Genomic DNA, 22,111 nt, shown 5'->3' on the forward strand with positions numbered 1-22,111 from the left:
CGTTGATTACTTTGACGGATTGAGTTCCTTTTGAAGACCTGCCGAGCGACCGACGGCGTATCCTTGACCTTCGGTTCTGAGGTATCCAGCATTCCTTGAACAGCTGCAGTCTCAGGCTACTACACTGTGCGGGCAACGCACTTCCCAACACGGCCAACAAGCAATAGCAATCACTGTCAGGATCTCGAGTAGGCGAGCGAACTTGGCTCATGACCTTTGCTGATGATATGGCATCACTCAGCAGCTGGGGCGGCAATTTTCGGTCCGAGGCCCGATAGCTGCTCGATGATCATGTAGACCACGGCAGAGTCCATCTCACCCTTGCCTTGCGCCCGTGCCGCCCGCAAGATTTCCAGTGCGGCCGCCGCCACCGGGGCCGCCGCGCCAACCGCGTCAGCGAGCTTGAGGGCGGTAGAAAGGTCCTTGTGCATATTATCCGCCGAGAAATGCGGGGAAAAGTCGTGGGCAATCATGCGCGGCCCGCGTGTTTCCATAGCGCCTGTTCGCGCGCCCCCAACACTGGTGATCTGCCGCACACAGTCGGCGTCAATCCCTGCCTTACGGGCGAGGACAAGCGCCTCGGCCACGGCCTGGATCGCCACACCCAGGATCAGGTTGTTGACGAGCTTAAGCGTGGAACCCGCGCCCGACGGGCCAGCATGCACGATGACTGCCGATAGCTTTTCCAGAAGCGGCCGTACACGGGCCAAAACATCCGCCTCGCCCCCCACCATGATGCCGAGCTTAGCGGCTTCAGCAACCTTCGGATTGCCCGTCACCGGTGCATCCAGCATTGCCACGCCCCGATCTTTCGCGTGCGCCGCGATCATGCGGGAGACCTCTGGCGCTATCGAGCCCATGTCGATCAAGATCGTGCCAGGAGCAGCGTGAGCCAGAATGCCATCAGCGCCGCTGATCACGACCTCAGATGCGGCCGCATCGGTCACCATGGTCAGAATTACGTCGGACTGACGGCTAAGCTCCCCAATGCTAGCGGCCCAAATGGCGCCCGCCGACACGACAGGATCAGCCTTCGCCTTGGTGCGGTTCCAGACCGTCAGTGTGAAACCGGCGCGCAGAATGTTGAGGGCGATGGGCGTTCCCATCAGGCCGAGTCCAATAAAGCCGACGCGCATAGCGATCATCCCTTCTTTGAGGATTTGGTTAGCTCCGCCCAGCGGGAGCCAATAAGTACCAATTCGTCCGCCCAGCGCAAGCCGCTCATGATCGGTGGGGCGCGCTCTATTCCCCGAACATATACTTGCGAACGTACAGGATATGCTCGCGAAGCTGCGTCCGTGCAGCATCACGGTCCCGGTCGATGAGACTGGCTACGATGTTAGCGTGCTGCGCGTGAAGCGCACGGCGGTGTTCCACCGTCATACTGCGGGCCTTGAGCTGACCCCATTCGCCCCTGGTCCGCACGACAGCAAGCGCCTGCGCCATAGCGACGATGGTTTGGTTGTGCGTCGCCTGCGCAATAGCTTCGTGCAGCGCGCCGTCCCAACGTTCGAAATCCTCAACCGTCGTTGCGGTCTCACCGCCGCGAAGGCACTGCGCCAAGCGGTCCAGATCGACCTGCGTCGCGCGCGCAACCGCCAAATGTGCAAGCTCGGGCTCAAAGATCAACCTGCACTCGACGACGCCAGCGGGGCTCAGCGAGTCAGCGCTCGGCAGGAATGCAGAGGTCACAGAGGAGGCATCGCCGGCCTTGAAGGTGCCACGTCCAACATGGCGGATGATAAGCTTTTCCTGCTCCAGAACCTGCAGGGCACGGCGCACAGTATTGCGGGCGACGCCATAAGTCTCCCCCAACTCGCGCTCGGTCGGCAGCTTGTCACCGATGCGCCAGCGGGACGAGCCGATCTCCTGCCCGAGCAGCTTGCGCAGCGACTCGGCGTCGCCTCGCGGGGGGCCATCCACGGGACCCGAAGGCTCGCGATCACGTGCTTCAGAACTCATGGCATAGACTTGACACTGCTAGGCCAATCACTGCAACTTGGTTTTCGATTGGGAGCCTAAGCGTCGAGATTGGTCTAGATTGGATCACCAATGAAACTCGCAACAATCCTTCATGAAGGGCGACCGACGGTCTGCGTCGTCGATGTCGAAGATGGGCTGTACTGGTCGTTGGACGAGGCGATCCCCGGCCTACCGGATCGCATAAGCGGCGATATGGTGTCGACAATCGCACATCTGACCCACGTCTCTGGGATCGCCGCGCCCACCGGCGGTGGACGTGCACTAGAGGATGCCCGGCTGCTCGCGCCCATACTGGCGCCCCCGCATAACATCATGTGCGTCGGCAAGAACTATCATGCGCACGCGCAGGAGTTTTCCCGAAGCGGGTTTGATGCGGGGTCAACCGCTGCCGACGCGGTCCCGGAATATCCCATCATTTTCACCAAGCCTTCCGGCGCGATTTCGGCGCACGGCGATGATATTCCGCTGTGGCCCGGCATCGATGCTGCCGTCGACTACGAGGCGGAGCTCGCGGTTGTCATTGGCCGCGGCGGCCGCGGCATCAGCCGCGCAAATGCGTTGGCACATGTCTTCGGCTACACCATTATTAACGACGTCACGGCACGTGATCTGCAGCGTCAGCACAAGCAGTGGTTTCTCGGCAAGGGGATCGACGGGTTTGGGCCTATGGGCCCATGGATCGTCACCGCCGATGAGATCGACGGTAGTGATCTTCGTGTTACGTGCCGGGTCAATGGTGAAACGCGCCAGAACGCGACCACCGCGGACCTCATCTTCGATGTGCCCACCCTCATCGAGACGATTTCTCGATGCGTCACACTTTGCCCCGGAGACGTCATCGCTACCGGCACGCCCGAGGGCGTCGGCATTGGCTTCAACCCACCGCGCTTCCTGGGCGACGGCGACGTGATCGAAGTGGAAATCGCTGGGATCGGAGTTTTGCGCAATACGGTGCGGCGGATGCCTGGCGCCACGCCAAAACCTTCGCATGCCGTGTTGGAAGCGAAGTAAGGAAGCGACGATGATCGAACAACGCAATGATGGCCGCTTCGTCGAAGAACTGGGCGCCATCCCCGGTGCGGAACTTCGCGTGCTGGACGGCTGCGGCCATTGGGCGACGATCGAGCGCGCCAAACAGGTCAACTACGCGATGACCCTCTTCTATTCGCGACAGCGATCATCTCAGGCGGCCTAGTCGGGTCATGGGCCGTATCTTCATCTGCACGACCTGCAACCGCTACGCAGCGCCGCCTATGGGAGAGATGACACCCGGGGAGCGGCTGGCACGCGCGGTGAAGGTGGCGGCCGGCGGTTCGATCGCGGTGCGCATGGTCGAGTGCCTGAACACCTGCCCTAATCCCTGCGCCGCCGCATTGCGCGAACCCGGGAAGACTGTAATCCGATTTGGCGGTTTGGTGCCCGAGGATACGCAGGCTCTGATCGAGGCTGCCGAAATCTACGCCCAAAGCCCCGATGGTGATTTGTCGCCAACAGCATTGCCTGGACGGCTACACGCAAAAGTCGCGGGCCGCGTTACCTTGGGCGTCTCTGAAATGGCGAGAGGCTGATAAGACAGACTGGCGGCCAGAATCGGGGGAAATGAAAATGGCGAAAACGCTGTTCACGAACACGATGATTTTCGAAGGCACAACCAAGGAACTGTTGCCCGGCGAGGTGCTGGTTCAGGGCAATCGCATTTGCGCTGTGGCAGCGCCAGGCGAGAGCCTGCCGCGCGAGGGCGCGCAGGTGATCGATGCCGGCGGGGCCACCCTGATGCCCGGCATGGTCAACACCCATGCCCATCCGACCTACAACAATGGCACCACCGTCGCTGAGCTCACCGCTCTTCCGGTCGAGGAGCATGTCCTTCTCAGCATGCATAATGCGAAGCTCGCGCTAGATATGGGCTTCACCTCCATTATCGGCGCTGCCTCCGCCAAGCCACGGCTCGACATCGTGATCCGCAACGAAATCAACAAGGGCCGCATTCCCGGTCCTCGGATGCTGGCGGGCTCGCCCGAATTGACCGTAACCGGGGGCCTCGCGGACGACAATCAACTTGAGGCCAAACATCCTTCTGTCTCCATCATCTGCGACGGCCCGGAGGAATTCCGCAAGACGGTTCGCATGCTGATCCGCGAAGGCGTCGACCTCATCAAGTTCAACAACTCCGGCGACAGCTTCTGCTATCCCCGTATGGCGGCCTATGACAATCCGATGACCGACGAAGAGGTCGCGGCGATCTGCGACACAGCCAACAACATTGGCAAACGGATTGCGGCCCACGCGCATGCCGACAGCTCCGTGCGGCAGTGCATCAAGCACAATGTCGAGTTCATCTTCCACGCATCTTTCGCTACAGACGAAACGATCGAGATGCTGGAGCGTGTCAAGCACAAGCATTACATCTCGCCTGCCATCGCGGCGCGCTATAACACGACATACGAGGCTAAAGACTGGGGCATCACCACCGATGTTGCCGAGATGATCGGCAACAAACGGGAGCTTGAAGAAGGCATCAAGGTGATGATCAAGATGCATAAGGCCGGGATCAAAGTCGTGCCTTTCGGGGATTATGGCTTTGCCTGGCTGCCCCACGGCACCGAGGCTCGCGACCTTGAGCACTTTGTCAACCTCTTCGGCTTCGCGCCGTGGGAGGCGCTGCGCGCAGCGACGGCCTACGGCGGTGAGGCGTGGGCCGGCAAGTCGGGCGAAAAAATGGGCCGGATCGCGGCGGGTTATCTCGCCGACATCCTGCTGGTCGACGGTAATCCCTTGCTCGACCTCAGCCTGATGCAGGACCGGCACTCTCTGCTCGCCATCATGAAGGATGGTCAGTTTCACAAGCGTTTCGAGGGTCGTGTCTCCGCCGACCGGCAAATGGCCGCGGACTAACCCCCGCGCAACACCAGTAGAAATGGCTGAAAAGGCGGAATCGGACGATGCAAAGAAGAGATCTGATGATGGGCGCGGCGGCAGCAGGCGCCGCCGCCATGGGCCTGCGCGTAAAACCTGCCGCCGCTTCAGACGTCGTGATCGGCCTCTCGAACGGCTACTTCGGTTCGGAATGGCGCAACCAGATGGTGGCCGGCGCGCAGGCGCAATTCGCCGGATATCAGGCCAAGGGCCAGGCGTCCAAGCTCGTGGTCCAGCAGGCCGGCGCCGACGTCAACCAACAGATCCAGGACATCCACAATATGATCCTGCAGGGCGTGTCCGTGATCACCATGGATGCGAACTCTGGCACTGCTCTCGGCAGTGTCATCAACGAGGCGAAGCGCGCCGGCATTCCTGTGATCGCCTTCGATCAGGCGGTGAAGAACAAATACGCGCTGAGCGTCACGGTCGATCACTACGCCTGGGCGACCCGCTATGCGGAATGGATCGCTCATACGTTGAACGGCAAAGGCAAAGTCGTCGTCATGGACGGCATTCCCGGCAATCCGGCCGCCGAAACCCGACGCCGCGCCGCGCACGACGTCTTCGGCAAATATCCCGGCATCGACATCGTCTGGTCCGGTTACGGCATGTGGGATCACGCCAAGGCGCAGAGCGTGATGGCGACGGTCATCGCCGCGCAGCCGCAGATTGACGGCGCCTTCGTGGAAGACTCGATGGGGCTCGGGGTTCTGCGCGCCTTTCAAAATGCGCGACGGCCGATCCCGGTAATGACGGGCGAAGCGCAGAAGGCCTTCTTGATTGCCTGGAAGAAGGAACTAGACAACGGCACCAACATGCGCGCTTTCGCGCAGCCTAACCCGCCGGATATCAGCCGCAATGCCATCGGTATCGCGGTGCGACTGGCGGCGGGCCGCAAGCTCAAACCCGTGCCGGACAGCGTCATCTACTATCCAATCCACCTTCAGGTGACCCGCGACAACCTGGATGCGACCCTCGCCTCGATGAAGGATCAACCTGACAGCTACTTTCTGGCAGAATGGTTCTCGGAACCACAGCTTGATGCTTTCTTCACCTGAGGGTCTGCCGGCAGCGCCGCCGACCGACGGGGAAATCGCACCCCCGCTCCTGATTGCGCGCGGGATCACCAAACACTTTGGTGGTGTCGTAGCGCTCGCCGGCGTTGATCTGACATTGCGGCAAGGCCGCGTCCTCGGCTTGCTAGGAGCGAACGGGTCGGGAAAGAGCACGCTGTCCCGCATCATCGCGGGTGAGTTGTCGTCGGGCGGCGGGGAGATGCATCTGGCGGGCGCGCCGCTGCGCCATGCCTCGCCGCAGGATGCCGCGCGCCTGGGCATTGTCATCGCGCATCAGCATCCAAGCCTGGCGCCCGACATGCCGGTCTGGGAAAACGTCTTTCTGGGCGCTGAACTCAGCTACGCTGGTGGTTTCATTGACCGCGCGAAAGCCCGACGCCGGACGACCGACGTGCTGTCGGAACTTGGCAGCCGGCTGGATATCGCGGCACCGGCAGGCACGCTGACTGCCGCCGGCCAGCAGCTGGTCGAGATTGCCCGCGCGCTCGCTCGCAGACCGCGAGTACTAATCCTCGACGAACCGACGGCGGCTCTTGCCGCCGCGGAAGTCGGGCACCTGTTCGCCGCGATCCGGCGACTGACAGCAGAGGGCGTCAGCGTCATCTTCATCTCGCACCGCCTCGCGGAGATCGACACGATCTGCGACGACATCCTGGTGATGCGCAACGGCCGGACGGCTGGTGCCTGGACGACCTCGGGGCGGCTGGACGAAGGGCGCATCCTCTCCCTCATGACCGGCGATCCGGATGCCGTGCTGCGCGAGGTGGGCGAGCGAAGGATCGGCGAGCCTGTTCTGCGGCTGGAAGGCCTGCGCGCCGGTCCGGCCGTTCGCGGTGTTGATCTCGAACTTCGCCGCAGCGAAATCGTCGGCCTCGCCGGGCTGCAAGGTCAAGGGCAGGTGGAACTACTGGAGGCGATCGCCGGAGATCGGCGGATCGACGGCGGCACGCTTTGGCACAAGGACCGAGCTGTATCGCCCAGGCGGCCGAGGGACATGATCAATCGCGGCATCTGCTTGGTGCCGGACGATCGGCGGCGCCAGGGACTCTTTTCCGGGGAGACGGTTGGCGAGAACATCGGCTACGTCCTCCTGGCCCTCGCCCCACGTCCCTGGCGCCTGCCCGCGGAGAAGCTCGCGGCCCTCGCCACGCGCGCGATCCGACGTCTGCTCATCAAGACCGACGGGCCGGACCAAACGGTCTCCGCCTTGAGCGGCGGCAATCAGCAGAAGGTCGTGATCGGAAAGTGGTTGGCAACTGATGTCGAGGTCATGCTGCTGAGTGACCCGACAAAGGGCGTCGACGTCCATGCCCGCTCCGAGATCTATGCTATCATTGGCGAGTTGGCCCAAGCCGGTACCGCGGCGCTCGTCTTCGCCTCAGATGTCCAGGAGCTGTTGCTGCATTGCGACCGCATCCTGGTCATGTACGAAGGCCGCATCGTCGAGGAACTGAGCGGCGACGCCATGACCGAGCCGCGCGTCATGACGGCGGCATTCGGGAAAGCCGCCGCATGAGGGCGCTCCGCTACACCGGCATCCTGCCGAGCTTACTGATGCTCGTCGTCGTCATCGCTCTCAATGCACGACTGCAGCCGCATTTCTTCGGCCTGCCCTCGCTCGAAGACAATATCGCCACCCTTACGCCGACCATCCTTGTCTGTCTGGCACAAGCCGTGATCGTCCTGAGCGGCGAACTCGACCTCTCGGTGGGCGCTGGCGTCTCACTCATAAACTGTCTTTTGGCGACGGTTCCAATCTCGGCAGTGGGAGGCCCCTGGGGGCTGATGGGACTCGCGCTCCTCCTGGCGCTGGCATTGGGCGCGATCAACGGCGTCATTGTGACGATCTTCGGGCTGCCGTCGCTCATCGCTACCTTTGCAACCGCGGCCGTCTGGTTCGGTCTGGCCCTGGCCCTGATGCCGCAGCCGGGCGGTGAGTTGGATCAAAGTGTGGGCGATCTCTATTCCGGAACCGTCAGCGGCGTGCCAGTGCCGTTGTTCATCGTGGCGGGCGCGCTGCTGATCTGGACCTTGCTCGGACGCCATCGTCTCGGCCGGCGGATCGTCGCCGTTGGCAGCAATCCCGCGGCAGCGTTCCAGGCAGGAATATCGGTTCTTCGCGTCAAGCTCGCAGCCTATCTGGTCGGTTGGCTGCTGGTAGGCCTCGCAGCCATCGCAATTTCTGCGCAGACGCTGTCTGGCGACGCTCGCGTCGGCGACACCTATACGCTCACTTCGGTAGCGGCCGTCGTCATCGGCGGCATTTCACTCGCTGGCGGTCGGGGCACCCCTTGGGGCGCATTGGTGGGAGCCATCGTGTTAGGCATCGTTAGCAACGTCATTTACTTCGCCGGCATTCCCAGCATCTGGCAGGAATTCTTCAAAGGCATCGTAATCATGTCGGGGCTCGGTTTCATGGTGTTCGAACAGAAACGTGCGGCTGTGGCATGACGGCATTGCGGCTCGGCCGCCCTCTCCTCTTGCTGGCTTTGACGCTGCTGCTGCTCGCGGCCGGAGAGGTCTTGTTGCCTGGCTTCATCGGGCCAGGCCAGATCGCCAACCAGCTCAAAATCGCGTCCTTCCTTGGCCTATTCGGACTTTGTCAAACAGTCGTCATGGCAGCGGGCGGCCAGGGACTCGACTTATCGGTCGGCGCCATTGCGACCCTCGGCGGTATATTGGGCGCGGCGCTGATGAACGGCAGCAATGCCATGACCCCGATCGGGGCCGGCGTGGCGATCGGAGCCGGCCTCGCCGCGGGCTGTGTAAACGGCGTGGGCATCGCGGTGCTTGGCGTGCCGCCGCTCGTCACCACGCTGGCGCTTTCCAGCGTCATAGACGGCGGCCTGATTGTCGGCGTCTCCCTGGCCCATCCTGCGAATGGAGCCAGCCCTGGCCTCGTCGCGATGACGGGGCGGAGCTTCCACGGCATTCCCACCGTGGCCGTGCTCTGGGCCGTGATAGCAGCGATCGCCATTTGGCTGCTGTCGCGCTCGGCCTGGGGGCGACGGCTATGCCGCACGGGCGCTAATCCTATCACCGCGCGCCTGAGCGGAACTGACACAACGCGGGTCCGAATTGTCGCGTACATGATGAGCGGCGGCATTGCTGCCTTTGGCGGCTTCCTGCTGACTGGTTACGTTGGCCAAGCCTTCCTAGGGCTGGGCAACGCCTATGTGCTGACGAGCATTGTAGTGGCGGCAATCGGCGGGGTCGCGCTAGCGGGCGGTCGGGCGCCGTACGGAGGGGTCGCCTGCGCAGCAATCCTAATGACGGTGCTGGTGAGCCTTCTCACGGCCATCAACATCGGCGAGAGTGGACGCCAGGTGATCTTCGGCCTCACCCTCCTCTCGTTTCTTATGCTCGATCGCTATCTCATGCGAGCGCGTCGCTAAGAAGGGACCTCTGGTTCAACCAAATCCCAACGATTGCCGTAGAGGTCCAAGAAGACCGCTATTGTGCCATAGGGCTCACGTCGCGGCTCTTCGACAAAGGTGACTCCCCTCGCGATATAGTCGGCGTAGTCGCGGGTGAAATTGTCGGTCTCCAGAAACAGGAATACTCGGCCACCACTCTGCTGACCGACAGCCGCGCGCTGTCGGTCATCGGCTGCCCGCGCGAGCAGAAGAGAAGCACCATCGCCTCGCGGTCCGACAATCACCCAGCGCTTATCCACTGAGGTGCGTGTCCTCTCGCACCTCGAAGCCTAGTTTACCCACATAGAAGGCGATCGCTTCATCGTAGTCTCTTACGAGCACAGCTGTGAGCACCAAACGCTGTTTCATGGTTGTCGGTTTAATCTTCCTCGATGCGCCGGTGCTCTTGAGTGTTCCCGGTCGTCATTATTCAGCCCGATTCGTGTGACTGCCGTCACAACCAGCGTTGTGGAATGCGATTGTCATACGGATCTCTATGTCCGTCGACAATGCGGCATTCTGAAGTCGGCATCCCAACGGCCTGGCCGCGGAGTTCAACCAGAGCGGCGCCGCTCAACCAAACCGTCCACGAACAGGTCGAGCACTTGGCGCGGCTGGTGCTGCCTCCTCAGACCTGCGTCAGGTGCCTAAGCCTACACACGAGATCGTGGGCTGCCGCCGAATGGCTATTCTCCTCCGAAGAGCCTCATGAAGGATTAAGCCGGTTCGCCTCCTACTCCGCGAACTCTTCCCGAGGGCATGAGCATTCCGAGAATTTGACCGTCCGCTGTACAGAGCTGGCCTAAACGAAGCTTAGCGATCCGCCCCCCTGTCGAAGCGGAATAGACCACTCGTCGCGCGTGTAGGCAATTGCGGTGCCCTCATCGTCGCGAACAGACCATCTTGGCGGGGCGTGAGGCTTCATGAAGGTCTCCCGGGTCGAAAGCATCTTCATCCTCATCTGGTGCTTGATGACACGAGAAAAGGGGGCGTGAAGGATCGGCAGTCCCTCGGTCAATGATCCGCCCTCCTAAACGGTGACATGACGCGGCCTCTATCCGCCCCTAAATTTTGCTCGCCGGACGAACGACCCCGGCCGTCATCGGATGTGGCCGGGAGCCCGTCCGATGACGTCAAAACGCTGATCGAAATGCTAGGGGTCGACAAAGCCCGATGAGAGACTTGCAAGATCCCTGGCACCCCGAACTCTCCATCCATAACCATCCATGTGGATGGAGAGTTCGGGCACTGTGCATAATCTTATTGAGCCCTTAGAATATTGGGGCGCTTTCACGGCGGTCGCCCTGGTGCCGCGCCTAATGCTTAGATGGCTGTCGGGTGGGTGGGGACTGGCCAGACGGCAAACTGTTAAGAAAGACAAGCTCCATGCGTTTGCTGCCAATGATGATTGTGGCCGGGCTCCTGAGTGTTCCTGTTTCCCATGAAGCGGCGGCCAGTCCCGCGACACTCATCGTGTCGCGAGTAACTGTCGCCCTCAGCGATAGTTCGATCGAGAATGTCTACTATTACCGTCACCGATATTATCCTTATCGGTACAGGGGAGCGTACTACCGACACCGCTACTATCGCCATGGTCGTTACTACTACCATTGAGGACGAGGAGCGCTATCGGCTGGGCTAGTCACGATGGCCCTTTGACGGTTCGTGGTGTGGGCAGTTGCCGACAGAGCGCAAAGCTAGAGTGGGCTTGGGTTTCGAGCAGATCAACGGTTCCTCAGCCGTAGCTCCGGGTGGCGAGCTCGAAGCCGATAGGAGATCGCATCTTCGCACAGAGCATTTTAGGATTCAGTGGCCACCGAGATCGCTGACTCCGGATCTGTAATAAGATTCATAAGATTCTTAGTGGCGAGCGTAGATCGCTTGGATCGTCCCCGCCGAAGTCAGTTCAAACACCGGCCAACATGACGTTAACCTCGGCCTATTGTTCGGCTGAGACCGTCTCAGTGATACGTGACCGGGTAGCCTCGATCCGCCCCACGCCGTGGAACGCTGACCCGATTGAGCAGGATTGGCGAAATCTCAACTCCCAGATCTTGGTAATCCCCAACGGGTGCGCCGATCTGAGAATACCCTCAGCATTATTGGTGGGGTCTGAGTTGTAGACGCACCTCAGGACGCTACTGACGGTAAACGAATCCACCAGAGATCAAGCCCGACATCCAGACAGCGAAGGACGAGCCAACCCTCGACGCCAGTGATTAGCGCGACGATCGGCGCTGCGGTCAATCCCAGCGCAACGACATGGTAAAGCAAACATGGTCGACGGAACATGGTGGCCCCCGCGGCCCGTTCGTATCCTCCGACCTGATGGCGCGGCTTGGGCGGTACTAATGTAGCGCCGAAGCGGATCGACCCGCGCGCCCCACATAGTTGGCGGCGTCCTCGGTCTGCAGCCAGCATTTATCCTCATCCACTGGTAGCATCCGACTCTAAACCTCCTCTGGAAGAAGAAAGCCGTAGCTCGACCGTGCGTCGGCCGCTGAACACTCAGTTGCTACAAATGGTAACCAGAATGCTGCCGTCAATCCGCATGGCGCGGAGGACGATATGGCAGCCGGACGAAGGTGGTGGCGCTTTGCCCGGCCTGACCCCTGGGCGAGGAAATCAAGCCTCTCAGGGCCGAGACCGATCTATCACGTGAAGTCAGCGCCCCGCGCAGGTTCGGGGATCGAGACCTGAGTGCGCGACAAGGCGGAGGGCGGTAGGATAGCGCAAAGACTGGAGGCCGCAGGCAATGCGCGCAGAAGTCTATCGTGGCTACAAGCTTGAGATCCATCAGGAGGATGGCGCGTGGCTTGTCGAGATCGCCGGCACCGGGTGGCGGAGCATGCTGCACCGTGATGTCGAGAGGGCCCTTGATGAGGCGCGCCTATGGATCGACGCGAACAAGCCCAAGATTCGCTGACGATGTGAGCGCCAGGCAGGGCGCGGGACTGCCGACACACTGAGGGGGTCACATCTGTTGTCAGCCCAACAACTGTGAAATTCACGCACTGTCGTTCGGGACGGTAATTGCGGCGGTAGCCTCATCGGATGGCGTGTTACAGTGACGCGCTATCGATCGCCCGTTGTTGCGCCCCCCGAACGCAATCATTCCGGAGCATTTGACAGAAACTCCCACGCTCGCGAATTCAGTGTTTTTACTGTCACTTGATTTCCAACCCCGTGAACTCGAACTTCATCTCCACTTTAAGAATGAGTGTACGCAACACGGTCGACGCTTCATTGCGTCCCATTTTTGGATTGGAGCCGCGCCATCTCTGTCCCGGCCTGATGAGTGACGGCTTCGACTTCTTGTCCATGATGGGCTCCTTTGGAGCGGCCACCATAGCGCAGAAACGCCCTCGCGTTCCGACGCTGACGTCGTTCTACGCCGTTCCTGGAGCGTCATCAGCCGAGTCTCGGGCCTTCCTCGCGCGCTCGAGGATCACAGCGTAGGCGCCAGCCGAGAGTTCGCCTCGGTCCAGCCTCGTGCGCGCAATTCCGGTCGCTCGCTGCATGCGGTCAACGACCCGCCGACTTGCGCGGATCAGGCGAGGCGGTCTCCTGCTTGTTCAAGCCCTTGTGTATCGCGAACACACCCTTCGCGAGCCACAAAGCAGCTTGTGTTCGCTTGTGCACTAGAAGCTGGGTGATCCTGGTCACGACCAGTGATATCCAGGCCTTGATGGCCGCGACCCGCCCTGCAGCCCCGCGACGTCCTGCGCATCATGCGTAGAAATCCACCGACATCTATCGAACGGACTGAGCAAGCTCTGTAATCTCATGCAGCGTATGGAGGAAATGGCCTGGCGGAAGCGAAAGCGCACCCTCGAACGGAAAATCGAGCAAATGGATTAGGACCAGAATAGCCGCAACCGCCGCCGCAAAAGTCGCTGAGAAGCTCACGAGTGCCCGACCGCTCTCGACCCCTGCCATGCTGACAAACACGGCGAGGACAACGCCGAACGAGATCAGAAGTGCCCAGAGAAATATTGGCACGCCGCTGCCGAGCTGAAAGGTTCTAATCGTCCTCTGCGTGTGTGCCTGTTCTAGATAGCTGAGAATTTCTTGCCGAAGGCCGAGGTCAGCGGCATCCGCAGGGTGCAGCCGCGCCGTCGTAACGATGGCTGAGTGCAGCATGTCATCGACGCTGACGTCCTCACTCCGGGACGAGAACATCAGCGGCCATTCCTCATAGATGACCCCGTCGACGTAGACCTGTTCCGCCTTCAAAACTGCATAGGCCTGAGCTGGCGGCAGCGCCGAAGCTAGCACGCCCGCGTCTTCAAGCGCACTGCATTCCAGCTCGATAGAGCTTGCGGCAGCGTTGTAGTCGCTCCACACCTCACTGAATACAAAGGCCAGCAGAACAGCAAAGATCACCCCTAGCTGTAGGAAAATGGTCGTTCCTACTTCCTGATGTCTCCGTCTGATATCCACACGGACGCGGCGGTGAACAAGCGCGCCGGCCATGCCAGAGAGAAGCGTGCAACCGAGTATGATGGCGAGAGCGATCGTCAGCGACATGTTTCGCCTTTAGCATGGGCTGGAGGCGAAATCACTGCACGCCGTCTTGAGTTCGACGCGACCATACCCGCGGATCGAGCCCAAACCATAACATCACCGCCAAACCAATGACGGCGAGGATGGCAGCCTGCACGAGTGTAAACTGATGAAGCACCTTGAAGATCGGACCGTACGTCAGACCGTGGATGACGGCTGAGCGCTATGAGCGCTATCCAGTCCGTCATCCCGCCGCCTTGGCAAGAGTGGTAGTGGTGGGCGAATACCGACAAGTGGCTCACGCTCGAGTCGCCTTCTGTCGTTCGCGTGGATTGCCTATCGCGGCGTCGCGAACCCGCGAATAGCCGTCCACGTGAGGCAAGGTGTCAGCGAACTCGACCCAAGGGAGCCGCAGTCCCCAATAAGCATGAGCCTCTGGATGAAATATCTCAGGGTGATCGAAGAAGCCGATCGTTACACAAATCTCGTCAGGAAGTGCCCGGTCACAGTAGCCGATCGAGGTTCCGCAAGTCGCGCAAAATGTCCGAACAACACCGTCCGCCTTTGAGAAGGTTTTCGGTTGTCCCCGCGTAATGTGGAACTGCCCAGGCCTAACTCCGACCCAAATGGTGAAAGGGCTGCCGATCGCGCGGCGGCAGTCGTCGTCATTACCCAGAAGGGCTGACCACGCAGCTCAGCGACAATCTCATCGCAGAAGCATGAACCGCTCTCGACATGCTTGCTCGTCATGGGTCGCCTCCTGCAGTCTCACTCCTGCACCGCCGCCCATTCTACGCGATGACTCGATGCCGGCTTCCTCGAGCGCCAACCGGATCGCGGCCACCGTTCTCTCATACAGGCCTTCGCTAGACGAGCGAGCAGATCTTCCGGCGCCAGCGAGAAACCTACTTGCCTTCCTGCGCTTCAAATTTTAGTTCGACACCACGTCCCTTTCGCCACTCTTTGCCGGAGGCCAGCTCACTCGTAAACCGAGCCTTGGCTTGTCGCCCAGCCTCCCCAATCGCAGCAGATGCTTCATAAGGATCGAGCAGCCGGCGAAGCTCGGCGGCACAATCTTTCGCCCGCTGCTGCCAGTGAGCTTCCCTCTCGCGTTCTCGATCGTGATGAAAGGCAAGGACGTTCCACAAAGAGACTTGAAGACGAATGAAGGCCGCGCCGCGGGCGTCAATCTGTCCAGGAGATGGCGTAGAGGGAAAATGGTATTGCCCTCTTATGTATGGCATCGGCCGCTCGATTCAGTTCAAAGGGAGCATATTTGGGTCCGCCCCACAGTAAGAGCTCCCGTGGATGGCTTGACAGGAGGTTAGTGGGAGTGTCGGGCAGGGTCCAAACGGCGGTAGAAGCCAGGTCGTCCCCTGACGCGTAGATCTCCAGGCCGTTACCAGAAGTTCGAGGCGGAAGATCATCGCCTACTTCGTCGCCTTCTGGTGTTCGCGCCGTCCTCTGACAGCACACTCGCCTCCGATACGCTGCGCTTCGAGCAGTGCAGGCCCGACCATGCAAGGCGGCGGCCGGCCTCTCCATGTTCTGAGGGACGGTCGGGGGCCCCCGCCATGTTCTATCGCCATTTTGTCAATCATCCCCGGCCCGACCCCGTGACTATAGAAAAGTATAACGGGACATGATGGCATCCGCGTCCGTTCTTGAGGAACATGGGCCTCTCGGGCACGACCAACAAGTCAGCTGCCGGTGTTACGATTTGTAGCAACTGATGCACGGATGCCGTTACAAACAGCGGTCACCGGTTCCATTCGTCATCTGCGGACGGACGAGGATCTGGATGATACGAAACAGCGTCGATGTGGTGAATGCTCTCGGCGGATATCACACCCTCTCCACAGCGCTCAAATTGCACTGGCGGGCGGTCTACAACTGGACGCGGCCCGAACGTCGGATACCTGAGGAAATGCGGCATCACATTGCCGCCGTTCCTGGGGCTGAGCAAGCCGGCGTGACAATGGCCGTTCTCGCGTCATTGCCTTTTAATCCCAAGTAGCGTGCTCGGGAGCGGCCCCTGGATATGGCGCCGCCACGAGGCGCGTGGCCCAACTTACTTTGCGTTATCGAGATGAGATGGCACTCGAACTTTGAAGTGCATCCAGGAAGCGCCGCATTGACGCGGCGCTGCGATATTTTCGCAACACGTTGAGGCGAAAAGGGATTTCATACCAAAGGGCCCACGGCGCCGCCGGCCGGCCCAGGTTGCGCCGGATGTTGCTCAGATAGCGAACATCCCTTCTATCGTTGCGAAAGGCCGTTATCGGCAGGAATTTGCGACGGCCACAGTAGTGTCTGACTGCCGCGTCCTTCCAGGCGCCGGTGAACTTCGCACCAGCCTGCATGTTATAAGTCACTGGCAACTTGAGCCATGCTTTTCTGAAGGTATAATTGAGGGCACACTGATCGATTGATGTGCAATCGACCTTGTAGAGACAGGCTATGTCGTGTTGACTAAGAGCCTTGGAATAATTCGCAGGAAAACTTGCGCCTCTCCAGTTTTCCGATGCAAAGATCATGAAGCCCGCGTTGAAGTAGTCGCCGACGTCAAAGCTCTCCGCCGCGGCATCCGACCATTTGGTATTTCGAAGCGCCCCAGTTTCGCTCAAATCCATGTCGGCCACCGCAGCGACAGGCGAATTGCCAAAGACAATGCTTCCGATTTTGAGGTCGCCGAAAACCAGAACGTCGTTGTCAAGATAAATGACGCGATCATAGTGTTCGATCAGCTCTGTGACGGCTGAGAGCTTGAGGAGGGTGGGCGTCGTCACATGGCCGAAAGTCGAATGAGCCTCGATTTCAGGATTGTTTATTTGTCTGAAAGTCACGTTGGCTCCGAACGCAGTGAGCGTTGCGCCGAATTTGTCCGAAGGATCTGGCATAAATTTGTAACAATAGACGTGAATACTACAGGCTGTGGGTTGAGAAAGAACGAGAGACATCGCGGAATGCTGGAGTAGTTCGTAACCGTTTTTGTCAGTCACATAGACAAAGGCTGATGTCATCAAGCTATCGCCTTTGTTATGGAGAGAAGCGAGGCAACATGTTCAACCTCGAGCTACCAATAGGGTGAGAAGGCCGGAGGCATTCCGCAAGCCCGCGTCCGGAGCCAAGCCTCATCTTTTATTGCGCGCGTATACCTCGAAATGCTGAACTCTCAGTCTGCTGCCGGAATAGCTCGCCAGCGCCTTAACTCGCATTGGAAGCACCACGACTGCGCCAAGACACCAGCCTGTGGCGGGCCGCGTCGCCGCCTCCGTCCCTGGATTTTCGCCTTGGATAGGCTGCTCTCGAGGAGCTTCGGCGGAAGAGTGCTGATGATCGAGGCAATCGCCTTTGAATTCTGTTGCTGAAAACTTACGTATCGATGATCGATGTGGGTGTAGCGACAGTGGTCTTGCGTCGGTCGCCCTGACCGAAGGTGTCGGTTCGATTCCGGCCGCCCGCTTAGGCGGGGCGTCGAGAAGGCTAACTTGCGATGCGCAGTTACGCTTTGTTGCGTTTCTACATCCGAAAAGCGAAGTGTAGGAAACCGAGGAGCAAGCGTAAGCATTTGCTGTTCGGAAGAGTTTACCCACTCTTAGGAAAAGAGACCTTCCTATCCCAGTTGGTTGCGGTCGGTGAGAGCCCGAGATGATGAGAGCGGACCAGGCAGGGTGCGGGTCGAGCCAAACTTCGGACTCGATTGCCGCCCGATGTCATGCGGCGCCTAATTGTGAGAGGTAATCGGAATCTTCAACCGTGGCGAAGGGCAGCCCTATCCGCTTCTCGCGTCAGGATGACCGCGAGTTCTAGAGCTTTGGCATGGGGAAACGCTAGTTCAATTGTGAGACCGCCCGCGTCAAGCTTGATCAGAATCACCTTGCCGTCCTTAGTCGCGGCAGAGCCGATAATGTTGTCGATGGCGAGGGCAGCTGTTTCATCCATCGCATTTGTCCTTACGACCTCCGGAACTTGGACAGCACGTAAGCAACTTCAATGCCGGGCGGCGGACGCAATCAGCTTGCTCGGGTTTTGAAACTCTTCGTTACTTGGCAAATTTCTCTTGTGGTCGGTTGCCAAGTAGCGCCGGCGGGGCCGCCAGTGACAAATCATCAGCGAAGGTAGAGGGTTGGGAGACGGTTAGATAAGACGTTGGGCAACTTCGTAGGGTGTCACCGGGTCAGCACTGCCAGGAGGGCGGCGGCAACGGGCTCGTTTTGAGGCGCAGAAAGCGGTGATTGGAAACTGCTGGCAGAGTTCTAAGCCGGAGAGCAGCCAGGTCAGTGTGAATCCCGCCGGTCTTTATTGTAGCGGCACCATATACCGCGATCCACAGGCCGTACTTTTTCGCAGGGAGCGCAAGCGGCGGCCGAAACCTAACCGACGCCTTCGGCTAGGAAGGCCGCTGGGCAAACCCACTCTGCAACGCCGACTTCAATGTATGGACGTAGGTCCTGCGGGACCCGGCTGAAGCCTCGAAACGCCAAGCGCTCGTCAGTGGCGCCCTCCTCATGTTCACAGCATAACTGATAGAGCCGGCATATCGCCGGAAAGCGATTGCGCAGCACCGTAACTCGTTCCACTATAACGACTGACGGCGCTGACTTCGTCGCGCCGTCGTTCCTCCCTAAAACTTGGCGGCGCTCACAAGGCGTCGTCCTTTTCGGGACGCGAACAGGGCCACAGTGGCAGCCGCGGAGCAAGCGCAACTCGTCTACTCTTAAGTGACACTTTCCGCCACGTGGCTTCCGCTTGGGTCGGCTCAGTCAGCGGCTAGCCGAGCTCGCCATGTCGGGTGCCACGCTGCAGGCACCGGTCCGGGCCGTGCTAGACGGCGAGTGAAGCTGCCGCACAAATCATAGTCGGCTCCATCTCAGAATGTGCCGAGACTTCTGATTGCCAGCCTTGCTGAAGACCTCATCGTTTGTGACGCGGACAACTTCATTTCCTCGGTGACCGTAGAGAACGCACCCTCTCATCTAATTCTCAATCCTCTGGAAATACGACGCTAAGATTCATTATTGTGCTCAGGGTTCTTCGCGGCCTGTTCCAGGCTCAGCTCGAGTAGCCGCCTAATTGCTTCCGGCCGCGTTAGGGGTTCTTTTTGCCAAGCGATCCATGAGTCGAGCTTACTCAGGTGCGGAAGGTGCAGACGGACGCCGATCAGCGTTCCCTTGCCGGAAAGTGCCGCCTTCCGCACCATCAAGTAGCTGCAACTAATCTTAGCATTCAGCTGTGCTACTACAACCAGAGAGAGCAAACAAGTCAAAAGGAAGCATAGAAAAGTGTGCGGCGGCTATCCTCTCATATAGGAATAGCGGCCTCTGATGTTCAGCTCGAAATAGCGGCTCTTCGATACGGCGCTCAGCAGGTTCTCGAAGATACTAATCGGCACGCTCTCATACGTGTAATTCGCAGCGCTATCTCGGAACCACACTTGAAGTTGGTGCGTTTCGTTATCGTATTCGGCCTGTGAAATCGCTGAGTCCTGGAATGCGGGCATAGCCATCAGATGGCGTGCCCCGAAGTGCACGCAACACAATCTACCGCGATGAGGGAGGATTACATGTGACTGGAGTGGTGAGCAGGAGGGCCTTGCGAGCGTTGATTCGCTGCGCGGGCCGTGGTGGCGAGCGTCCAGATGGTCGACAGAAAAACTCTGTAAAACGTCCTGCAGATGCAAGCATGTGACTCAACCTCATATTCCACTATTGTAATCCCTCAGTGTTTTTTGGCAATCGACCAAATGTACTCGCCGCGCCGTCACCTTTTGCGCCAGACGTATTGTGCCGCCGTGGCCGCCGCGCTGCTGCCGCTGGGTTCCGTGGCGCTCGCGGAGCCGACGCTGCGCACGCTGACACCAGGTGTCCTACGCATAGGCACTTATTTCACAAATCCGCCCTTCGAGTATGTGTCCGAGGGCGAGAAGGTAGGCTTCGAGGTGGATCTCATGAGCGAGGTCGCGTCTCGGCTCGAGCTGCAGCCACAATTCGTCGACACGCGGTGGGAAGTCATCATGGAGGAAATGGCGGAGCGCCGCTTCGACTGCATCGTCGGCGGCATCACGATCACCCCGGGCCGTCGACGGCTGCTCGCTTGGTCCGCTCCGTTCATGACGACAACGCTCAGCCTTATAGTCGACGCCGCCCGGTCGCCGGGGATGACGGGTTTTGCTGATCTGAAGGGCCGAACCATCGGCGTGCAAGCGGCCACAACTGATGATACTACAGCGGTGGCGATGCGCCGAGCTGGCAAAATTGGCAACGTCCGGGTCTATCAATTCTCGCAACTGACGGAAGCGATCGCGGACCTCCGTGCAGGTCGCATAGCGGCGGTGATGAAGGTTTCGCCGGCCGCTTCTTGGTTTGTTCGAAAAACGCCAGGTCTGCGTATTCTCGGGCAGATCCCGGACGACCCGCAACCTCTCGGGATTGGCTTCAACCGTGCCAATTCCCCACTTGTCAACGCTGTAGACGGCGTTTTAGCCAAGATGCAGCGAGACGGCGGCTATGCGACGATTGCGAAACATTGGAGGGTGAGCTAGCCATCGTTTGGCCGAATGAGTTACCCCTGCAACGGCTGTCACCCTGCCATCGCCCTATCAAGATGGCGAAGGCCAAGATACTGATATTTCGGTTTTCGCCTAAACAGGCGGCCGCAATCTCGTCAGCGAAAGCACCGAATTCGAGGTCTTACTTCCGCAAGGCCATTTCGTTCACACACTGCGCAGGATCCAGGGCTTGCGCGGTCCGTCCGACAGCTGTTGGTTTAACTTGGATCGAGATACGCGCTCTGCCGGTTGCAGGCGGCGCCGGCATTTCTTCATCTAAGAAGACGGACAGTGCGAATTGAGGAAGGATAGCGCATGAGCGGCAAGCAGGCGGACCTCGTGAGCGTCGAGCTCGCGGCACGGGCTATGGTGGCGACCGTCCGCTCAGTCGTCAGAGAGACCCTCGAAGACATTCTGCAGATGCAAGCGTGCGTTTCAACGGCTTCGGCTGAGAGCCACGCTTATGCGGCGTTGGATGACATGTTGATTACTCGGCTTCCTGCTCTCGTGGAGGCCCATGACGCCCTGGCTGCAGCTCTCAACGCTGCCAAACCGCACGCGCCGGCGATCTTGTCGCTCGTCACTGAGCAGCCCGCGCAATCGCCGTCAGCAACCTGAGCGAAGGACCCTGGTCTATGACCTCCGACTTCGAGCATGTTGACGAAGACCTGACGATCACGGAACTGGGCGAGCAATTGGGTCGTGGGTTCGCGGAGGCCGACCTGAGCACGTTTGAGGCTTTGCTTCTCGGTGCTGCTGACGCGCTGTTGCAGGAGATGGCCGAGGGCGGGGAAGACGAGGAGGTTGCCAATGCCGCAGTTGATCGGTTCAGAGCCGCCGCTCGGGCCGAGTGGACGCGGGTCTCCACGGCGGTCAGGAACCTCACGCCTGGCAGAGCTTAGCTGAGGGCGCGATGACACCGGAGCTCGAGATCGAACTACGAACGACGGTCGCGAGCCTGCGCGTGAAGACCTCCTGCCAGGAGCTGCCGATCATGGCGCGCCTGCCCACGCTTGGGGCAGCACAGAAGGCCGCGATACACGGGTGCCTAGACGCCATGGGAGACGGCAAGGTGGTCCCTTCCCGGCTCGTCGATCCAGGCCGGGTTGAGAGTGAAACGGCGCAGTGGATTGAGATGATGCGGAGAGCGCTGGACGGCTAGTTTCACGGCTGACCGTCTGCCTCGATCACTAGGGGTGCCAGATCTGCGAGCTCTCTCGTGACGTTCACCGCGTGGCTATAACGAGTACCAGGTCGACCCGCTTCGCCAGGTCACGCGAAGGGGAATGACCGGTAGGCTTCTCTGCAGCGGCCGCTACAGGGCGACTTGCCGGCCGACTTCCAGAAATCTGTCGGCGGGCAGGTCGAACCTATCCGGCACCCGCACGGCATTCCGATACATGAAAGCGAAGATCATGCGCCGCCATCCGGCTAGACGAGGTCGATCCTTGCTGCGCACTATCTCGTCGCGAGCCGCAAAGAAGATGGCGGAATCGAGGTTCAGCGGGCAGCCTTGCTTCCGTGCAAGGGCGAGGGCGACCGTCAGGCTCGGCACCTCGACGAAGCCAAATCGAACGGTCACGCGCCATAGACCGTCGGCTATCTGCTCGACCTCGGCTCGCTTCTCCTCCGGCACGCGCGGGATCTCGTCAAAGGCTAGA

At 60.0% G+C, this 22,111-nt stretch carries 26 protein-coding genes and 1 tRNA gene; 15 read left to right on the plus strand and 12 right to left on the minus strand.

Features of this window, described 5'->3' with window-relative positions; all coding sequences use genetic code 11:
• Positions 1-233 precede the first annotated feature (233 nt).
• Positions 234-1,136, minus strand: a complete 903-nt coding sequence (locus tag GSQ92_RS25455; protein ID WP_159014332.1) for an NAD(P)-dependent oxidoreductase — start codon at positions 1,134-1,136, stop codon at positions 234-236.
• Between the two features lie 106 nt (positions 1,137-1,242).
• Positions 1,243-1,962 carry a FadR/GntR family transcriptional regulator gene (locus GSQ92_RS25460; protein ID WP_159014334.1) on the minus strand — a complete coding sequence of 240 codons (720 nt, stop codon included), beginning with the start codon at positions 1,960-1,962 and terminating at the stop codon, positions 1,243-1,245.
• 168 nt (positions 1,963-2,130) lie between these two features.
• Here GSQ92_RS25460 and GSQ92_RS25465 point away from each other — a divergent pair, with 168 nt between their 5' ends.
• From GSQ92_RS25465 to GSQ92_RS25500, 8 genes are all read left to right on the plus strand, one after another.
• The gene (locus GSQ92_RS25465) at positions 2,131-2,994 is read left to right on the plus strand and encodes a fumarylacetoacetate hydrolase family protein (RefSeq protein WP_254066691.1); all 864 of its coding nucleotides are present in this window, start codon (positions 2,131-2,133) and stop codon (positions 2,992-2,994) included.
• A gap of 10 nt (positions 2,995-3,004) precedes the next feature.
• Positions 3,005-3,178 (plus strand): alpha/beta fold hydrolase, encoded by a 174-nt coding sequence (locus GSQ92_RS25470; protein WP_159014338.1) that lies wholly within the window; start codon positions 3,005-3,007, stop codon positions 3,176-3,178.
• Between the two features lie 7 nt (positions 3,179-3,185).
• Positions 3,186-3,551 (plus strand): DUF1636 family protein, encoded by a 366-nt coding sequence (locus GSQ92_RS25475; protein ID WP_159014340.1) that lies wholly within the window; start codon positions 3,186-3,188, stop codon positions 3,549-3,551.
• A 178-nt stretch (positions 3,552-3,729) separates the two neighbouring features.
• Complete coding sequence (locus GSQ92_RS25480; protein ID WP_216856945.1) at positions 3,730-4,878, plus strand: amidohydrolase family protein; 1,149 nt, start codon at positions 3,730-3,732, stop codon at positions 4,876-4,878.
• Positions 4,879-4,925: 47 nt separating this feature from the next.
• Complete coding sequence (locus GSQ92_RS25485) at positions 4,926-5,960, plus strand: substrate-binding domain-containing protein (protein ID WP_159014344.1); 1,035 nt, start codon at positions 4,926-4,928, stop codon at positions 5,958-5,960.
• Positions 5,944-7,494, plus strand: a complete 1,551-nt coding sequence (locus GSQ92_RS25490) for a sugar ABC transporter ATP-binding protein (protein ID WP_254066695.1) — start codon at positions 5,944-5,946, stop codon at positions 7,492-7,494. Before GSQ92_RS25485 ends, GSQ92_RS25490 begins: the two co-directional genes overlap by 17 nt.
• The gene (locus GSQ92_RS25495; protein WP_159014348.1) at positions 7,491-8,429 is read left to right on the plus strand and encodes an ABC transporter permease; all 939 of its coding nucleotides are present in this window, start codon (positions 7,491-7,493) and stop codon (positions 8,427-8,429) included. The genes GSQ92_RS25490 and GSQ92_RS25495 overlap by 4 nt, the downstream gene beginning before the upstream one ends.
• Positions 8,426-9,373 carry an ABC transporter permease gene (locus tag GSQ92_RS25500; RefSeq protein ID WP_159014350.1) on the plus strand — a complete coding sequence of 316 codons (948 nt, stop codon included), beginning with the start codon at positions 8,426-8,428 and terminating at the stop codon, positions 9,371-9,373. The genes GSQ92_RS25495 and GSQ92_RS25500 overlap by 4 nt, the downstream gene beginning before the upstream one ends.
• Here the strand turns inward: GSQ92_RS25500 and GSQ92_RS25505 are convergent.
• Positions 9,370-9,654, minus strand: a complete 285-nt coding sequence (locus tag GSQ92_RS25505) for a VOC family protein (RefSeq protein ID WP_216856946.1) — start codon at positions 9,652-9,654, stop codon at positions 9,370-9,372. The genes GSQ92_RS25500 and GSQ92_RS25505 overlap by 4 nt on opposite strands.
• Positions 9,647-9,763 (minus strand): VOC family protein, encoded by a 117-nt coding sequence (locus GSQ92_RS31900; RefSeq protein WP_371418591.1) that lies wholly within the window; start codon positions 9,761-9,763, stop codon positions 9,647-9,649. The genes GSQ92_RS25505 and GSQ92_RS31900 overlap by 8 nt, the downstream gene beginning before the upstream one ends.
• Positions 9,764-12,149: 2,386 nt before the next feature.
• On the opposite strand from GSQ92_RS31900, the gene GSQ92_RS25510 reads away from it, so the two are divergent.
• On the plus strand, positions 12,150-12,320 hold the full coding sequence (locus GSQ92_RS25510; protein WP_158803246.1) for a hypothetical protein: 171 nt from the start codon (positions 12,150-12,152) through the stop codon (positions 12,318-12,320).
• Between the two features lie 241 nt (positions 12,321-12,561).
• Here the strand turns inward: GSQ92_RS25510 and GSQ92_RS25515 are convergent, their stop codons facing one another.
• From GSQ92_RS25515 to GSQ92_RS25530, 4 genes are all read right to left on the minus strand, one after another.
• A complete protein-coding gene (locus GSQ92_RS25515) occupies positions 12,562-12,717 on the minus strand; it encodes a hypothetical protein (protein ID WP_159014352.1) in 156 nt (51 codons plus the stop codon).
• A gap of 430 nt (positions 12,718-13,147) precedes the next feature.
• On the minus strand, positions 13,148-13,924 hold the full coding sequence (locus GSQ92_RS25520; protein WP_159014354.1) for a DUF4239 domain-containing protein: 777 nt from the start codon (positions 13,922-13,924) through the stop codon (positions 13,148-13,150).
• Between the two features lie 274 nt (positions 13,925-14,198).
• Positions 14,199-14,576 carry a GFA family protein gene (locus GSQ92_RS31905; protein WP_216856948.1) on the minus strand — a complete coding sequence of 126 codons (378 nt, stop codon included), beginning with the start codon at positions 14,574-14,576 and terminating at the stop codon, positions 14,199-14,201.
• 229 nt (positions 14,577-14,805) lie between these two features.
• The gene (locus GSQ92_RS25530) at positions 14,806-15,144 is read right to left on the minus strand and encodes a hypothetical protein (protein WP_159014356.1); all 339 of its coding nucleotides are present in this window, start codon (positions 15,142-15,144) and stop codon (positions 14,806-14,808) included.
• A gap of 557 nt (positions 15,145-15,701) precedes the next feature.
• On the opposite strand from GSQ92_RS25530, the gene GSQ92_RS25535 reads away from it, so the two are divergent.
• The gene (locus GSQ92_RS25535; protein ID WP_158803243.1) at positions 15,702-15,917 is read left to right on the plus strand and encodes a hypothetical protein; all 216 of its coding nucleotides are present in this window, start codon (positions 15,702-15,704) and stop codon (positions 15,915-15,917) included.
• A 64-nt stretch (positions 15,918-15,981) separates the two neighbouring features.
• Here the strand turns inward: GSQ92_RS25535 and GSQ92_RS25540 are convergent, their stop codons facing one another.
• Positions 15,982-16,923 carry a glycosyltransferase gene (locus GSQ92_RS25540; protein WP_159014358.1) on the minus strand — a complete coding sequence of 314 codons (942 nt, stop codon included), beginning with the start codon at positions 16,921-16,923 and terminating at the stop codon, positions 15,982-15,984.
• 371 nt (positions 16,924-17,294) lie between these two features.
• Between GSQ92_RS25540 and GSQ92_RS25545 the strand changes: the two genes are divergently transcribed.
• A tRNA-Gly gene (locus GSQ92_RS25545) sits at positions 17,295-17,366 on the plus strand.
• Between the two features lie 287 nt (positions 17,367-17,653).
• On the opposite strand, the gene GSQ92_RS25550 is transcribed toward GSQ92_RS25545, so the two are convergent.
• Together GSQ92_RS25550 and GSQ92_RS31910 are read right to left on the minus strand one after the other, a co-directional pair.
• On the minus strand, positions 17,654-17,845 hold the full coding sequence (locus tag GSQ92_RS25550) for a hypothetical protein (protein ID WP_158803241.1): 192 nt from the start codon (positions 17,843-17,845) through the stop codon (positions 17,654-17,656).
• A 1,351-nt stretch (positions 17,846-19,196) separates the two neighbouring features.
• The gene (locus tag GSQ92_RS31910; RefSeq protein WP_158803240.1) at positions 19,197-19,409 is read right to left on the minus strand and encodes a KTSC domain-containing protein; all 213 of its coding nucleotides are present in this window, start codon (positions 19,407-19,409) and stop codon (positions 19,197-19,199) included.
• A 237-nt stretch (positions 19,410-19,646) separates the two neighbouring features.
• Here GSQ92_RS31910 and GSQ92_RS25560 point away from each other — a divergent pair, with 237 nt between their 5' ends.
• The 4 genes from GSQ92_RS25560 to GSQ92_RS25575 all read left to right on the plus strand — a co-directional run bounded on the left by GSQ92_RS25560 (position 19,647) and on the right by GSQ92_RS25575 (position 21,612).
• On the plus strand, positions 19,647-20,444 hold the full coding sequence (locus GSQ92_RS25560) for an ABC transporter substrate-binding protein (RefSeq protein ID WP_159014360.1): 798 nt from the start codon (positions 19,647-19,649) through the stop codon (positions 20,442-20,444).
• Positions 20,445-20,765: 321 nt separating this feature from the next.
• Positions 20,766-21,068 (plus strand): hypothetical protein, encoded by a 303-nt coding sequence (locus GSQ92_RS25565; RefSeq protein WP_159014362.1) that lies wholly within the window; start codon positions 20,766-20,768, stop codon positions 21,066-21,068.
• Positions 21,069-21,085: 17 nt separating this feature from the next.
• Positions 21,086-21,352, plus strand: a complete 267-nt coding sequence (locus GSQ92_RS25570; protein ID WP_158803237.1) for a hypothetical protein — start codon at positions 21,086-21,088, stop codon at positions 21,350-21,352.
• 11 nt (positions 21,353-21,363) lie between these two features.
• On the plus strand, positions 21,364-21,612 hold the full coding sequence (locus GSQ92_RS25575) for a hypothetical protein (RefSeq protein ID WP_159014364.1): 249 nt from the start codon (positions 21,364-21,366) through the stop codon (positions 21,610-21,612).
• 153 nt (positions 21,613-21,765) lie between these two features.
• Here GSQ92_RS25575 and GSQ92_RS25580 read toward each other — a convergent pair.
• Positions 21,766-22,111: KUP/HAK/KT family potassium transporter (locus tag GSQ92_RS25580; RefSeq protein ID WP_408832787.1), on the minus strand; the 346-nt coding region annotated here is incomplete at its 5' end.

It is taken from the genome of Acidisoma sp. S159, assembly GCF_009766125.1.
Taxonomy (GTDB): Bacteria; Pseudomonadota; Alphaproteobacteria; order Acetobacterales; family Acetobacteraceae; genus Acidisoma.